The following is a 14,097-nucleotide window of genomic DNA, read 5'->3' as shown; positions in this document are numbered from 1 at the left end:
GGTCCTGCTCGGCCTGCGACAGGCGCGCGAACAGCGGCAGCACCTCGGCGTTGCGCAGCGCCGGCTGGTGCGACAGGTGCTTGCGCAGGTGGTCGGCGGCTTCACGGATCTCTCGCTCGCCGGGCAGAAAAACCAGGATGTCGCCCCCCTGGCCCGCCCCGCCGCGCCAGAGTTCGTCCACGCCATCGGCGATGGCGTTGTTCAGGTCGTATTCGCGGCTTTCTTCAAACGGCCGGTAGCGCACCTCCACCGGGAAGGTGCGGCCCGAGACCATGAGCACCGGCGCCGGGCCGTTCTTCGATTCGAAATAACGGGCGAACCGGTCCGCGTCGATGGTGGCCGAGGTGACGATGACCTTCAGGTCCGGCCGGCGCGGCAACAGCTGGCGCAGGTAGCCCAGCAGGAAGTCGATGTTCAGCGAGCGCTCGTGCGCCTCGTCGATGATGATGGTGTCGTAGGCGCGCAGGTCCGGGTCGGTCTGGGTTTCGGCCAGCAAGATGCCGTCCGTCATCAGCTTGACCGAGGCGTCTTTGCTCAGCCGGTCCTGGAAGCGCACCTTGTAGCCCACCACCTCGCCCAGCGGGGTCTTCAGCTCCTCGGCGATGCGCTTGGCCACGCTGCTGGCCGCGATCCGCCGCGGCTGGGTGTGGCCGATCAGCTGACCGCGCTGTCCCGGTCTGGCGTTGAGCCGGCCGCGGCCCATCTGCAGGGCGATCTTGGGCAGCTGGGTGGTCTTGCCGGAACCGGTCTCGCCGCAGACGATCACCACCTGGTGGTCACGGATGGCGTGCTCGATCTCCTGCCGGCGGGCAGAGACAGGCAGGGATTCGGGAAACTCGATGGTCAGCGGCGCAGAGGACAAGGGGGAACTTCAGTCAAAATCAGGCAACCGGCGATTATCCCGCGCCGCCCGAACGTCCGCCCTACCCGCTGTCCATGTCCACCGTCTTCAATTTCACCTTCGTGCCCTGGTTCCGCTCGGTGGCACCGTACATCCACAAATTCCGGAACCAGACCTTCGTGATCGGCCTGACCGGCGAAGCCATCGACGCCGGCAAGCTGGCCTCCATCGCGCAGGACATCGCGATGATCCAGGCCATGGGCGTCAAGATCGTGCTGGTGCACGGCTTTCGCCCGCAGGTGAACGAACAGCTGCGCCTCAAGGGTCAGGAGGCGAAGTACTCGCACGGCATGCGCATCACCGACACGGTGGCGCTGGACTGCGCACAGGAAGCGGCCGGCCAGCTGCGTTACGAGATCGAGGCCGCGTTCAGCCAGGGGCTGCCCAACACGCCCATGGCCGGGGCGCGGGTGCGTGTGATCTCGGGCAACTTCATCACCGCCCGCCCGGTGGGCCTGATCGACGGCGTGGACTTCCAGCACTCGGGCCTGGTGCGCAAGGTGGACACCGAAGGCATCCAGCGCACGCTGGACATGGGCGCGCTGGTGCTGATCTCGCCGTTCGGCTTCTCGCCCACCGGCGAGGCCTTCAACCTGAGCATGGAAGACGTGGCCACCTCGGTGGCGGTGGCGCTGCAGAGCGACAAGCTGATTTTCCTGACCGAGGTGGCCGGCATCCGCGTCGACGCCAGCGACCCCCAACCCGACACGGAAGGCGAGATCGACACCGAGCTGCCGCTGGCCGACGCCAAGCGCCTGGTCGCCAGCCTGCCCCCGCCGACGCAGCCTTCCGACACGGGCTTTTACCTGCAGCACTGCATCCGCGCCTGCGAAGGCGGGGTGGAGCGCAGCCACATCATTCCCTTCAAGCTCGACGGCTCGCTGCTGCTCGAAATCTACGTACACGACGGCATCGGCACCATGGTGGTGGACGAAAAGCTGGAGAGCGTGCGCGAGGCCAACCTCGACGACGTGGGCGGCATCCTGGCGCTGATCGAGCCGTTCGAGAAGGACGGCACCCTGGTCAAGCGCGACCGCACCGAGATCGAACGCGACGCCAGCAACTACACCATCATCGAGCACGACGGCGTGATCTTCGGCTGCGCTGCGCTCTACCCCTATCCGGAAGAGCGCACCGCCGAAATGGCCGCCCTCACCGTCTCGCCCCAGAGCCAGAGCCAGGGCGACGGCGAACGCCTGCTCAAGCGCATCGAGACCCGCGCCAGGGCCCAGGGTCTGCAGAGCATTTTCGTGCTGACCACCCGCACCATGCACTGGTTCATCAAACGCGGTTTTGTGCAGGTCAGCCCCGACTGGCTGCCCGAGGCGCGCAAGCGCAAGTACAACTGGGACCGCCGCAGCCAGGTGCTGGTCAAGAAGCTCAGCTGAGGCCGGGCTCGCGAGGGCCGGTTTGATCAAAATCAAATCGGCGTCCGGCCAGCTGTCCATACTGGTGGTTTGCATGAACAACCGGTGAAAACAGCATGACAGAACGCAGCACAGCCTCGTCCCAGCCCGCCGCCACCGCCGCCGCGAGCGGTGCGAAATCCGCCGCCAAACCCGCGGCCAAGCCCGCAAAAATCCCCAAGGCCGATGCGCCACGCCGCGTGGTGCTGGGCGACACCAGCGGCAGCCGCCGGCCGCAGACCATCCGCAAGAACACCGTCACCCAGGCGGTGTCGGCGCGCCAGGCCAGCCAGCTGGCGGCGGTGCGCGACATCCTCTCGCGCCCCGAGAGCAGCAAAGCCGACAAGGCCGACTCGCTGCGCGCCATCCTCGAAGGGGCCGCACCCGACGACGCCAAGGCGATCCGGCAGCTGCTGCGCGGCGAGGCCAAGGCCTCCAAGCGGACCCAAGCGGTCGACGAAGTGGACCCGAACGAACAGCTCAACAAGGAGTGGCGCAGCGGCGCCTACCCCTACAAGAACCTGCTCTCGCGCAAGGTCTACGAAGCGCAGAAGTACCTACTGCAGGTGGAGTTGCTCAAGCTGCAGGCCTGGGCCAAGGAGACCGGCCAGCGCATCGTGATCCTGTTCGAAGGGCGCGACGCGGCCGGCAAGGGCGGCACCATCAAACGCATGATGGAACACCTGAACCCCCGTGGCGCGCGCGTGGTTGCGCTGGAAAAGCCCAGCGATGTCGAGCGCGGCCAGTGGTACTTCCAGCGCTATGTGCAGCACCTGCCCACGGCGGGCGAGATCGTGCTATTTGACCGCAGCTGGTACAACCGCGCCGGCGTCGAGAAGGTCATGGGTTTCTGCAGCGAAGACGAATACCAGGAGTTCATGCGCCAGACACCGCAATTCGAACGCCAGTTGGTGCGCAGCGGTGTGCACCTCATCAAGTTCTGGTTTTCGGTCAGCCGCGAAGAGCAGCGCCGCCGCTTCAAAGAACGCAAGGCCCACCCGCTCAAGCAGTGGAAGCTCAGCCCGATCGACCTGGCTTCGCTGGACAAGTGGGCCGACTACACCAAGGCCAAGGAGGCCATGTTCTTCGAGACCGACACGGCCGATTCACCGTGGACCGTGATCAAGAGCGACTGCAAGAAGCGCGCGCGCCTGAACGCCATGCGCTACCTGCTGCAGAAACTGCCCTACACCAACAAGGACCTGAAGAACATCGGCACCCTGGACTCGCTGATCGTGGGCCGGGCCCATGTGGTCTACGAGCGTGGCGAACGGCCGGGGGGCGCGATCCTTTGAGTATCCCTTTGCGTTTTTCCGGAACGCCCAGCAAAAAACCGCCCAAGGGCGGTTTTTTTGTGCAGACCGGGTGGACGATCAGGCCGGGCGCCGGCGCCAGAGCAGCAGCGTCGACAACGCCACGATGCCCGCAAAGCACAGGAACGACCAGTTGGCGATGGTCAACCCCAGAAAGGTCCAGTCGATGGCCGAACAGTCACCACTGCCCTTGAAGATCATGGGAATCACCCGCTTGAGCGGGAACGACTCGATCATGCCGTACAGGTCGCGCCCGCAGCTGAGCACTTCGGGCGGGTACCACTGCAGAAAGCTCTGTCGCGCGGCCACGAAGGCGCCGGCACAGGCCAGTCCCCCCATCAGCACCACCCCCACGGTGAACCCACTGCGCCCCCGCAAGGCCGCCGTGATGCCGGCCACCAGCGCCACCAGCAGCAAGGCGTAGCGCTGCACGATGCACATGGGGCAAGGCTCCAGCCCCACCGCGTGCTGCAGGTACAGCCCGAAGGCGAGCAGGCCCACACAGGCGATGGCGGTGAGGGCCAGGATGCGTCGGGGAAAACGGTCCAGCAGGGCCAGCAAGCTGGCCACGGAGAAAGAAGTTGCCATGAAAGGGTCTGAATGATCGGGAAAACGTCACCGCACCCGGAACCTGACCCGCCGCGCGGGCACAAGTTCCGACGCGGTCACCCCCGATCAGTTGGAGACGAAGGCGCGTTCGATCACAAAGTCGCCCGGACGGCTGGTGCTGCCCTCTTCAAAGTCCAGCTTTTCGGCCAGCGCCTTGAGGTCGCGCAGCATCTCGGGGCTGCCACAAATCATGATGCGGTCTTCCAGCGGGCTGAGCAGCGGCACACCCAGGTCCTTGGCGATGGTGCCGTTCTCCAGCAGCACGGGGATGCGCCCCTGGTGCTTGAACGGCTCGCGCGTGACGGTGGGGTAGTACAGCAGCTGCTTGCTGACCAGCTCGCCCAGGAACTCGTCCTTCGGCAGTTCGTTCTCGATGTAGTCCTTGTAGGCGAGCTCTTTGACTTCGCGCACGCCGTGGATCAGGATGACCTGCTCGAACTTCTCGTAGGTTTCCGGGTCGCGGATGGTGCTGAGGAACGGCGCCAGACCGGTGCCGGTGGCCAGCAGGTACAGGCGCTTGGCCGGCAGCAGGTAGTCGATCAGCAGCGTGCCGGTGGGCTTGCGGCCGACGGTGATGGTGTCACCCACCTTGATGTGCTGCAGGCGCGAGGTGAGCGGACCGTCTTGCACCTTGATGCTCAGGAATTCGAGGTGCTCGGCGTAGTTCGGGCTGGCGATGCTGTACGCACGCAGCAGCGGCTTGTCGTTCACGCGCAAGCCGATCATGGTGAAGTGACCGTTGGAAAAACGCAGCGACTGGTCGCGGGTGGTGGTGAAACTGAACAGTCGATCGGTCCAGTGGTGCACGCTCAATACGCGCTCTTCCTGAAATGCACTCATGCTGTGGTTGGAGATTGAATGGGCCCGTCAAGCGGGCCGGGAAGCGGTGGCCAGAGCAACACCGGGCGGGTTGCCCGATCGGCCCTGGCCGCGAATAACCGGTGATTGTAAAAGTGCTGGCCTTGCGCCACTTTGCGTTATGTCAGCACCGAAGCCCGACGCCCACAGGGCCGGTAAGGTCCCCCTTTCGTTGATACAGTCGGGGGCTTCACAGGCCGCGCGGCGGAGCATTGGCGTTCAACCGGAGCGCGCATCATGCCCGCAGCCCGCGCCGGCTGGAACGAACCAATCGTCATATCGCTTATTCACAGCGCCATCTGAAACAGGATCCCCCATGGCCCGCACCGTCCAATGCATCAAGCTCGGCAAAGAAGCCGAAGGTCTCGACTTCCCGCCCTATCCCGGCGAACTGGGCAAGAAGATCTACGAAAACGTGAGCAAAGAAGCCTGGGCCGCCTGGCTCAAGCACCAGACCATGCTGCTCAATGAAAACCGCCTGAACCTGGCCGACGCCCGCGCCCGCCAGTACCTGGCACGCCAGATGGAAAAGCACTTCTTTGGCGAAGGCGCCGACGCCGCCGCCGGTTACGTGCCCCCGGCCAACTGATCGTCTGCGGCTGGCCGGTGCGCCACGCCGCTCATCACCTTGTCTGCCCCCCTTCCCGCCCGCCATGCCCTGGTGATCGGCGCCGGCCTGGCCGGTGCGGCCGTGTGCGTGGCCCTGGCCCGGCGGGGCTGGCGCACCACCCTGATCGACGCCGCCGCAGGCCCGGCACAAGCCGCGTCGGCCCTGCCGGTGGGCATGCTCAGCCCACACGTCACACGGGCGCCCACCACGCTCTCACGCCTTGCGGCCCTGGGTGTGGCCGACATGCGCGCGCAGCTGGAACGCCTGGTGCCGCCAGGGGCCGGGTGGCAGCCCTGCGAGGTGGACAACCTCGGCCACGATCCCGGGCGCTGGCCGGCGGCGCTGGTGCGGCCGGCCGCCCTGGTGCAGGCCTGGCTGAACGAAGCACACGCCGGCGGCAGCCTCCAGACGCTGTGGAATGCCCCCGTGGCCTGGCTGCGCCCCGTGGGACACAGCCCCGACACCAGCGGCTGGCAGGCCCTGGCCGCCGATGGTCGCGTGCTGGCCGAGGCCCCCACGGTGGTGGTGGCCGCGGCCTACGGCAGCCAGGCCCTGCTGGCGGACTGCACCCAGCTGGACACCGATGCCCTGCCACTGCGCCCCGTGCAGGGCCAGATGAGCCTGGCCGCGCTGACGGACGAGCCGCTGGCGCCCCGTCCACAGCGGGACAACGGCGTGTTCGTTCCCCTGTATGAAGACAGCGGCCTGCCGCCGCAATGGCCGGCCCGCATCTGGGCCATGGGCTCCACCTACGAACGCGGTCTGAACAGCAGCGCGCTGAGCGACGCGGCGCATGGGCGCAATGCGCAAAGCCTGCAAGCCATGCACCCGGCCGCAGCGCAGCGCCTGCAGGCCGCCATGGCGCAAGGGCAGTTGCTGGGCTGGGCCCAGGTGCGTTGCGCCTCGCTGGACCGCCTGCCGCTGATGGGCGCCCTGCCCGACGCCACCGCCCTGCAGGCCCTGATGGCCGCCGCGGGCGCTCGGCGGGGCCGCGTTCCGCTGACGGCTGTGCCCCGCTGGTCCGGCCTGTACACCCTCAGCGCCCTGGGTTCACGGGGTTTGACGCTCTCGCACTGGTGTGCCACACAGCTGGCCGCGCAAATGGACGGGCAGGCGCCCGACGTGCCGGCGCAGGATGCGGACCTGCTGGCCGCGCTCGATCCGGCCCGGTTCGCCTGGCGTCAGGCACGGCGTCAACCGCCGCCGGTGACGCAGGCAATCGTCACGCCAGCCTGAGCAGGTCCAGCCAGGGCACGAGGTCGTACACCTGCAGGGGCCGCGCCAGCACCGTGGTCAGGCGGGCCCTTTTGGCATCGCGCTGCACGCGGTGGCGGCTCCACCAGTTTCCGTCGGGCCCCACGTGCGCGCTCAGGCCGATGTTCAGCGCCATGGGGTTGTGCTGGGCAAACAGCCGCGCCAGCGACCAGCTGTCGAGGTGGTGTTCGTCCAGGTTGAACACGCCGCAGACGTACTGGTTGCGGCCGACCAGTTCCACGGCCGACTCGGTGTTGCTCACCTCGTCGATCTCGGGCAGCCCCACCAACGCCAGGCGCTGGCGCAGGGCTTCGCGCTCGGCCAGGACACTGCTGACCAGCAGGGCGCGCCGCACGGGCGCCTGCGGCTCGGCAGGATCGCCGCCCAAGGGCGCAGGCGAGGTGAAGTCCAGGTCCAGGTAGCCCGAATCGACCAGCCGGGCCGCGTAGACCGCGTCCAGGTCGTGCAGCACCTGGGCCCACTGGATGGGCCGCCGCATCACACGCCAGGCGTGGTCTGGCGCGTCCGGGCCGACCCAGATGAGCCGCTGGCCGGTCGGCGTTTCCTTGGCGTGGGAGAGCACCGCTTCGGCGCTTTCGCCGTCGACCAGCAGCACCTCGGCGGTCATCAGCGTGGGCGTGGCACCCGGCGCCACCAGCGGCACCCAGGGCGTGTAGGAAACGTCCCGGTCCTCGGACAGGCGAAAGATGGTGTTGAGCGCATGGCGTTCCACATCGGAAAACCCCACCACGCTCACATAGATGCGCTGATTCAGCATGGCGCAGATGTTACGACGGACACCACCTCGATCCGGGAGGCCCGATCAGGCTGCACCGGGGCCCTCTCCAACTCTTTATTCCAAAAAAGAATAAACGAATAAATAAAAAGTCGTTTGCCATCTAAGCGGTTGCATCTAAAGTGCCGCCCATGCCTGAATTCGCCATCATCTTTGCCGGCTTCGCCGTCGGTCTCATCGTCGGACTGACCGGCGTGGGCGGCGGTTCGCTCATGACGCCGATCCTGATCTTCTTCTTCGGCATCAAGCCCTATCTGGCGGTGGGCACCGACCTGCTGTTCGCCGCCGTCACCAAGGCCGGTGGCACGCTCAGCCTGGCCCGCCAACGCCTGGTGCCCTGGCGTGTGGTCGGGCAGCTGTGCGCCGGCAGCATCCCGGCCGCGCTGCTCACGCTGACGGTGCTGCACCGGGTCGGCCCGGCCAACCCCCAGGTGCAATCGGTCATGACGCACACCCTGGGCATCGCCCTGCTGCTGACGGCCGCCGCCATGTTGTACAAGGCCACCCGCGGCAAGCAACTGCCGCGCAGCCTGCCCGAAGGCCAGCTGCAGGACGCCACCCGCGCCCGCCACTGGAGCCTGCCGGTGCTGTTCGGCGCCGTCATCGGCACGCTGGTGACGCTCACCTCGGTGGGGGCCGGCGCCATTGGCGTGTCGGTGCTGCTGCTCCTGTTCCCGCTGCTGCCCCTGCCGCGCATCGTGGCCGCCGACATCGCTTACGCCGTGCCGCTGACCCTGGTCGCCGGCCTGGGCCATGCCAGCCTGGGGTCGGTGGACTGGAATCTGCTGGTGCAGTTGCTGGCGGGTTCGCTGCCCGGCATCTGGCTCGGCACCCGTCTGATGCGCCACACGCCCGAACGCCTGGTGCGCTCCCTGCTCTCGTTGCTGCTGGCCTATGCCGGCACCAAGCTGATCGCTTTCTGAGTTCCGTTTCCCGCTCACAGCCCCCACGACCGACATGTACCAGTATTCCGACTTCGACCGACAGTTCGTCCAGCAACGCGCGGCCCAGTTCCGCGACCAGCTCGAACGCTTCCAGGCCGGCACCCTCGGCGGTGAAGAGTTCAAGCCGCTGCGCCTGCAGAACGGCTGGTACATCCAGCGCTTCGCGCCCATGCTGCGCGTGGCCGTGCCCTACGGCGAGATCAACACCGCCCAGCTGCGGGCGCTGGCCCAGCTGGCGCGCGACTTCGACCACAAAGAAGCGCACGACACGTCCAAGGCCAACGCCGCCCTGGCCGACGTGCCCAGCCTGCCCGACCGCTGCGCCCACTTCACCACGCGCCAGAACGTGCAGTTCAACTGGATCCCGCTGGACCGCGCCGCCGATGCGATGGACGTGCTGGCCAGCGTGAACCTGCACGGCATCCAGACCAGCGGCAACTGCATCCGCAACATCACCACCGACGCCCTGGCCGGCATCGCCGTGGACGAGGTGGCCGATCCGCGCCCGTTCGCCGAAATCATGCGCCAGTGGAGCACGCTGCACCCCGAGTTCGCCTTCCTGCCGCGCAAGTTCAAGATCGCCATCACCGGTGCCCGCGAAGACCGCGCCGCCACGCCCTGGCACGACGTCGGCCTGCGCCTGCTGCGCAACGTGGACGGTGACCTGGGCTTCCAGGTCCGCGTGGGCGGCGGCATGGGCCGCACCCCCGTCATCGGCAGCGTGATCCGCGAGTTCCTGCCCTGGCACCAGATCCTCAACTACCTCGAAGCCGTGGTGCGCGCCTACAACCGTTTTGGCCGCCGCGACAACAAGTACAAGGCCCGCATCAAGATCCTGGTCAAGGCCGAGGGCCAGTCCTTCACCGACCAGGTCGAGGCCGAGTACCGCGACATCGTCGAGCAGGACGGCGCGCCGCACACCATCACCCAGGCCGAGCTGGATCGCGTCAGCGCCTTCTTTGTGCAGCCGCAGCTGCGTTGCGACCGCAAGAGCGCCGACGCCAAGATCGCCAACATCCTCAAGGCCGCGGCCGAAGACGACATCGAGTTCAGCCGCTGGCTGGTGCGCAACGTCAAGCCGCACCAGAACCCCGACCTGCGCGCCGTCACCCTGTCGTTCAAGCGCCTGGGCTCGGCCCCTGGCGACGCCACGGCCGAACAGCTGGAGCGCGCCGCCGAGCTGGTGGACCGCTTCTCCAGCGGCGAAGCCCGTGTGACGCACGAGCAGAACCTGCTGCTGCCCTGGGTCAGCTGCGACCAGTTGCCCGAACTTTGGCGCGAAGCGCGCCGCCTGGGTCTGGCCAAGCCCAACATCGGTCTGCTCTCCGACATGATCGCCTGCCCCGGCGGCGATTTCTGCGACCTGGCCAACGCGCGGTCGCTGCCCATCGCCCAAGCCCTGCTGGCCCGTTACCAGGACCTGGACGAGCTGCACGACCTGGGTGAGATCGACCTGCACATCAGCGGCTGCATCAACAGCTGCGGCCACCACCACAGCGGCCACATCGGCATCCTGGGCGTCGACAAGGATGGCCAGGAGTGGTACCAGGTCACGCTGGGCGGCTCCGACGGCACGCGCCTGTCGGGTGAAGCCGTGCCGGGCAAGGTGATCGGCCCGTCGTTTGCCGCGGACGAAATGGTCGACGTGATCGAAGCGCTGATCGACACCTTCCGCGCGCAGCGCCAGCCGGCCGAGACCTTCGTCAACACCGTCAAGCGCGTGGGCCTCGATCCCTTCAAGACCGCCGCCAACGCGGTGCGCGTGGCCACGGCCCGCCACCCCGTTGCCGCCTGAATCCGCACGAGAACACGACCATGAATCCCACGATTGAACTCTTCAAGGCCGACAGCTTCACCGCCGACGAAGCGGGCACGCTGACCCTGACCAACGACGCCGACCCGCGCGAAGCGTCGCTGGACGGCATCCACACCGTGCAGCTGCAGTTCCCCTCGTTTGCCGACGGCCGCGCCTTCAGCCAGGCCTTCCTGCTGCGCCGCCGCCTGGGTTTTGCCGGCCAGATCCGCGCCGTGGGCGATGTGCTGATCGACCAGCTGGTGCAGATGCAGCGCAGCGGCTTCACCCAGGCCGTGCTGCGCGCCGACCAGAGCCTCGATCACGGCCGCCAGCTGCTGGCCCAGTACGACGGTTTCTACCAGGGCGATGCCGTGGACACCCGCCCGCACTTCGCCACCGCCTGAGCCCCCAACAAGAAAAGACCCCATGAGCACCCTCGACCTCGCCAAGATCAACGCCGAACTCGGCCGCGACGCCCCCGCCCTGGTGAAATGGGCCCTCGGCCTGGGCCAGGCCCCCATCGTCACCACCAACTTCCGCCCGTTCGAAGCCGTGATCCTGCACCTGGTCACCCAGGTCAGGTCCGACGTGCCGGTGGTCTGGATGGACAACGGCTACAACACCGACGCCACCTACCGTTTCGCCGATGAGGTGACCAAGCAGCTGAACCTGAACCTGCAGATCTACCTGCCGCGCCGCTCGCGCGCCCACCGCGAGGCCGTGGAAGGCGCCACGCCGGCACTGGACGATCCGCGCCACGCCGCCTTCACCGAAGAAGTGAAGCTGGAGCCGTTTGCCCGCGCCTTGCGCGAAACCGCCCCCAAGGTCTGGTTCACCGCCCTGCGCGCCACCGACACCGCAGTGCGCGCCCAGATGGACCCGGTCAGCATCAACCCCGACGGCCTGATCAAGGTTGCTCCGCTGCTGCACTGGACGTCCAAGGACCTCTACCAGTACTGCGAGCTCCACGGCCTGCCCAACAACTTCGACTACGTGGACCCGACCAAGGGCGAAGACAACCGCGAGTGCGGTCTGCACCTGGCCCACTGAGGCCTGGCCCACCGAACCGAAAGCCGAATCCGATCATGAACGCCCGAACCGACACCGCCGTGCTGCAAACCGCCGAACACCACCTGAGCAACGCCCACCTGGACGCGCTCGAAGAGGAAACCATCTTCATCCTGCGCGAAGTGGCCGCCGCTTTCGAGCGCCCCGCCCTGCTGTTCTCCGGCGGCAAGGACTCGCTGGTGATGCTCAAGTGCGCCGAAAAGGCCTTTGGCGCGGGCCGCATCCCCTACCCGCTGCTGATGATCGACACCGGCCACAACTTCCCCGAAGTGACCGACTTCCGCGACAGCCGCGCCGCCGAGCTGCAGGCCGAGCTGATCGTGCGCAACGTCGAGGATTCGATGGCCCGCGGCACCGTGCGCCTGGCCCACCCCGGTGAGAGCCGCAACGTGCACCAGTCGGTCACCCTGCTCGAAGCCATTGAAGAGTTCCGCTTCGACGCGCTGATCGGCGGCGCCCGCCGCGACGAAGAAAAGGCCCGCGCCAAGGAGCGCATCTTTTCGCACCGTGACAGCTTCGGCCAGTGGCAACCCAAGGCCCAGCGCCCCGAGCTGTGGACCCTGTTCAACACCCGCCTGGCCCCGGGCGAGCACTTCCGCGTGTTCCCCATCAGCAACTGGACCGAGCTGGACGTGTGGCAGTACATCGAACGCGAAAACATCGCCCTGCCCTCGATCTACTACACCCACAAACGCGAGGTGATCGACCGCCGCGGCCTGCTGGTCCCCGTGACCGAGCTGACTCCGCCGAAAGACGGCGAAACCGTGCAGATCCGCGACGTGCGTTTCCGCACCGTGGGCGACATCACCTGCACCTGCCCGGTGGAAAGCCTGGCCGCGACGGCCGGCGACATCGTGATCGAGACCCTGGCCGCCGACGTGAGCGAGCGCGGCGCGACGCGCATGGACGATAAGACGTCCGAAGCGTCGATGGAGAAGCGCAAGAAGGATGGGTATTTTTAGCCCACCCCCATCGCTGGCTCACTGCGTGTAGCCAGCTCCGCCCCTCAAGGGGCAACACCTGCGGCCCGGCAAAGCCGGTTCCGCGGTGTTCTGGAACCAGACATCTCTCGCGAAAGTTTTGTATGAACGCTGTTGTTACCCCATCCCCCGTCGCCGACACCCGCACCGCGTTGAAGTTCATCACCTGCGGCTCGGTCGATGACGGCAAGAGCACGCTGATCGGCCGTCTGCTGGTCGACAGCAAGGCCGTGCTGCAGGACCACCTGGCCGGCGTGCAGCGCCAGGGTGAGACCGACCTGGCCCTGCTGACCGACGGCCTCTCGGCCGAGCGCGAGCAAGGCATCACCATTGACGTGGCCTACCGCTACTTCAACACCGAGACCCGCAAGTTCATCATCGGCGACGCGCCCGGACACGAGCAGTACACCCGCAACATGGTGACCGCCGCTTCGGCCGCCGACGCCGCCGTGGTGCTGGTCGACGCAACCAAGCTGGACTGGCGCGACGCCGGCCTGAAGCTGTTGCCGCAGACCCGCCGCCACTCGCTGCTGCTCAAGCTGCTGCGCGTGTCCTCCGTCGTGTTCGCCGTCAACAAGCTCGACGCGGTGGAAGACAGCGCGCTGGCCTTTGCCAACATCCGCGGCGCCCTGACCGCCTTTGCCGCCGACGCCGGCATCAACGTCACCGCCACCGTGCCGGTCTCCGCCCTCAAGGGCTGGAACGTGGTGGACGCCGCGGCAGACGCCGGCTGGTGCGGCTACAGCGGCCCGACCCTGCTGGAAATCCTGGAGCAGTTGCCTGTCACGGCCGCCGACACGGCACTGCCTTTTGCCTTCCCGGTGCAATGGGTTGAGAAGTTCTCCTCCTCGTCCGACACCAGCCAGGGCCGTCGCGTGTTCTGGGGCCGTGTCGCCACCGGCACCGTGCAGCCCGGCCAGCAAGTCAAGGTCATGCCCAGCGGCCAGACCGCCACCGTGGCCCAGGTCCTGAACCACGTGCGTAATCCGCAGGCCGTGCCCGCCGGCCACAGCGCCGGCATCGTGCTCGACCGCGAGGTGGACGTCTCGCGCGGCGACTGGCTGCTGGCCGTCGACGAACAAGGCCAGTCGCTGGAAGCCAGCCGCGAAATCCGTGCCACCGTGGCCTGGATGGACGACGAAACCCTGGTCGCCGGCCGCGTCTACTGGGCCTTGCACGGCCACCGCTGGGTCAAGGCCAAAGTCAAGCGCATCGTGCACAAGCTCGACATCCACACCCTGGCCGAAGAAGACGCCACCCAGCTCGAACCGAACGCCATCGGTCACATCGAACTGGCGCTGCAGGAACCGCTGGCCACCGCACCATTCGCCCAGTCGCGTGCGCTCGGTTCGTTGGTCCTGGTGGACACCGCCAGCCACAAGACGTCCGGCGCCTTGCTGGTGAACTGACCGTCGCGTCCGCTTAACCAATATCAAGGCCAAGGGCATGACCATGCCCTACCCTTGCGCACCCCCTAAAATCCCGGGTTTGATCGATCTTTCTCCCACACCATGACCCACGTCGTCACCGAATCCTGCATCCGCTGCAAATACACCGATTGTG

General features: G+C 67.1%; 14 protein-coding genes. 10 read left to right on the top strand and 4 right to left on the bottom strand.

From position 1 onward, the window contains the following. On the bottom strand, positions 1-862 hold an 862-nt coding region (locus RMP09_RS08105; RefSeq protein ID WP_310565470.1), incomplete at its 3' end, for a DEAD/DEAH box helicase. Positions 863-936: 74 nt separating this feature from the next. Between RMP09_RS08105 and argA the strand changes: the two genes are divergently transcribed. Both argA and ppk2 read left to right on the top strand, forming a co-directional pair. After that, positions 937-2,289 (top strand): amino-acid N-acetyltransferase, encoded by a 1,353-nt coding sequence (gene argA / locus RMP09_RS08100; protein ID WP_310565469.1) that lies wholly within the window; start codon positions 937-939, stop codon positions 2,287-2,289. A 95-nt stretch (positions 2,290-2,384) separates the two neighbouring features. Continuing rightward, positions 2,385-3,602 carry a polyphosphate kinase 2 gene (gene ppk2, locus RMP09_RS08095; protein WP_310565468.1) on the top strand — a complete coding sequence of 406 codons (1,218 nt, stop codon included), beginning with the start codon at positions 2,385-2,387 and terminating at the stop codon, positions 3,600-3,602. 78 nt (positions 3,603-3,680) lie between these two features. Here ppk2 and RMP09_RS08090 read toward each other — a convergent pair whose 3' ends face one another. Together RMP09_RS08090 and RMP09_RS08085 are read right to left on the bottom strand one after the other, a co-directional pair. Then, a complete protein-coding gene (locus RMP09_RS08090) occupies positions 3,681-4,208 on the bottom strand; it encodes a disulfide bond formation protein B (protein ID WP_310565467.1) in 528 nt (175 codons plus the stop codon). 87 nt (positions 4,209-4,295) lie between these two features. After that, on the bottom strand, positions 4,296-5,069 hold the full coding sequence (locus RMP09_RS08085; protein ID WP_310565466.1) for a ferredoxin--NADP reductase: 774 nt from the start codon (positions 5,067-5,069) through the stop codon (positions 4,296-4,298). Between the two features lie 334 nt (positions 5,070-5,403). Here RMP09_RS08085 and RMP09_RS08080 point away from each other — a divergent pair, with 334 nt between their 5' ends. After that, on the top strand, positions 5,404-5,676 hold the full coding sequence (locus tag RMP09_RS08080) for an oxidative damage protection protein (protein ID WP_310565465.1): 273 nt from the start codon (positions 5,404-5,406) through the stop codon (positions 5,674-5,676). A 39-nt stretch (positions 5,677-5,715) separates the two neighbouring features. After that, entirely contained in the window at positions 5,716-6,933 is a 1,218-nt protein-coding gene (locus RMP09_RS08075) for an FAD-dependent oxidoreductase (protein ID WP_310565464.1), read from the top strand. Here RMP09_RS08075 and RMP09_RS08070 read toward each other — a convergent pair. Then, positions 6,920-7,729, bottom strand: a complete 810-nt coding sequence (locus tag RMP09_RS08070; RefSeq protein ID WP_310565463.1) for a hypothetical protein — start codon at positions 7,727-7,729, stop codon at positions 6,920-6,922. The two genes, RMP09_RS08075 and RMP09_RS08070, sit on opposite strands and share 14 nt — an antisense overlap. Before the next feature lie 149 nt (positions 7,730-7,878). Here RMP09_RS08070 and RMP09_RS08065 point away from each other — a divergent pair, with 149 nt between their 5' ends. The 6 genes from RMP09_RS08065 (at position 7,879) to RMP09_RS08040 (ending at position 13,943) form a co-directional block, all read left to right on the top strand. Beyond that, positions 7,879-8,670, top strand: coding sequence for a sulfite exporter TauE/SafE family protein (locus RMP09_RS08065; protein WP_310565462.1), 792 nt, complete (start codon positions 7,879-7,881; stop codon positions 8,668-8,670). 34 nt (positions 8,671-8,704) lie between these two features. After that, positions 8,705-10,486 (top strand): nitrite/sulfite reductase, encoded by a 1,782-nt coding sequence (locus RMP09_RS08060; protein ID WP_310565461.1) that lies wholly within the window; start codon positions 8,705-8,707, stop codon positions 10,484-10,486. Between the two features lie 20 nt (positions 10,487-10,506). Then, positions 10,507-10,890, top strand: a complete 384-nt coding sequence (locus RMP09_RS08055; protein ID WP_310565460.1) for a DUF934 domain-containing protein — start codon at positions 10,507-10,509, stop codon at positions 10,888-10,890. Between the two features lie 22 nt (positions 10,891-10,912). Next, positions 10,913-11,536, top strand: a complete 624-nt coding sequence (locus RMP09_RS08050) for a phosphoadenosine phosphosulfate reductase family protein (protein ID WP_310565459.1) — start codon at positions 10,913-10,915, stop codon at positions 11,534-11,536. Between the two features lie 35 nt (positions 11,537-11,571). Beyond that, positions 11,572-12,516 (top strand): sulfate adenylyltransferase subunit CysD, encoded by a 945-nt coding sequence (gene cysD / locus RMP09_RS08045; RefSeq protein WP_310565458.1) that lies wholly within the window; start codon positions 11,572-11,574, stop codon positions 12,514-12,516. A 122-nt stretch (positions 12,517-12,638) separates the two neighbouring features. After that, positions 12,639-13,943: a sulfate adenylyltransferase subunit 1 gene (locus RMP09_RS08040; protein WP_310565457.1), complete on the top strand. Its 1,305-nt coding sequence runs from the start codon at positions 12,639-12,641 to the stop codon at positions 13,941-13,943. The last annotated feature ends 154 nt before the right edge of the window (positions 13,944-14,097 follow it).

The organism is Hydrogenophaga sp. (assembly GCF_031426985.1).
Lineage (GTDB): Bacteria > Pseudomonadota > Gammaproteobacteria > Burkholderiales > Burkholderiaceae_C > Hydrogenophaga.
This window is presented reverse-complemented; position numbering and strand designations above follow the sequence as displayed.

Coding starts and splice junctions, on each gene's coding strand:
- ppk2 (WP_310565468.1), top strand. CDS start 2,385: ATGACAGAACGCAGCACAGCCTCGTCCCAGCCCGCCGCCACCGCCGCC.
- RMP09_RS08050 (WP_310565459.1), top strand. CDS start 10,913: ATGAGCACCCTCGACCTCGCCAAGATCAACGCCGAACTCGGCCGCGAC.
- RMP09_RS08080 (WP_310565465.1), top strand. CDS start 5,404: ATGGCCCGCACCGTCCAATGCATCAAGCTCGGCAAAGAAGCCGAAGGT.
- RMP09_RS08065 (WP_310565462.1), top strand. CDS start 7,879: ATGCCTGAATTCGCCATCATCTTTGCCGGCTTCGCCGTCGGTCTCATC.
- RMP09_RS08085 (WP_310565466.1), bottom strand. CDS start 5,069: ATGAGTGCATTTCAGGAAGAGCGCGTATTGAGCGTGCACCACTGGACC.
- RMP09_RS08090 (WP_310565467.1), bottom strand. CDS start 4,208: ATGGCAACTTCTTTCTCCGTGGCCAGCTTGCTGGCCCTGCTGGACCGT.
- RMP09_RS08070 (WP_310565463.1), bottom strand. CDS start 7,729: ATGCTGAATCAGCGCATCTATGTGAGCGTGGTGGGGTTTTCCGATGTG.
- RMP09_RS08060 (WP_310565461.1), top strand. CDS start 8,705: ATGTACCAGTATTCCGACTTCGACCGACAGTTCGTCCAGCAACGCGCG.
- RMP09_RS08055 (WP_310565460.1), top strand. CDS start 10,507: ATGAATCCCACGATTGAACTCTTCAAGGCCGACAGCTTCACCGCCGAC.
- argA (WP_310565469.1), top strand. CDS start 937: ATGTCCACCGTCTTCAATTTCACCTTCGTGCCCTGGTTCCGCTCGGTG.
- cysD (WP_310565458.1), top strand. CDS start 11,572: ATGAACGCCCGAACCGACACCGCCGTGCTGCAAACCGCCGAACACCAC.
- RMP09_RS08040 (WP_310565457.1), top strand. CDS start 12,639: ATGAACGCTGTTGTTACCCCATCCCCCGTCGCCGACACCCGCACCGCG.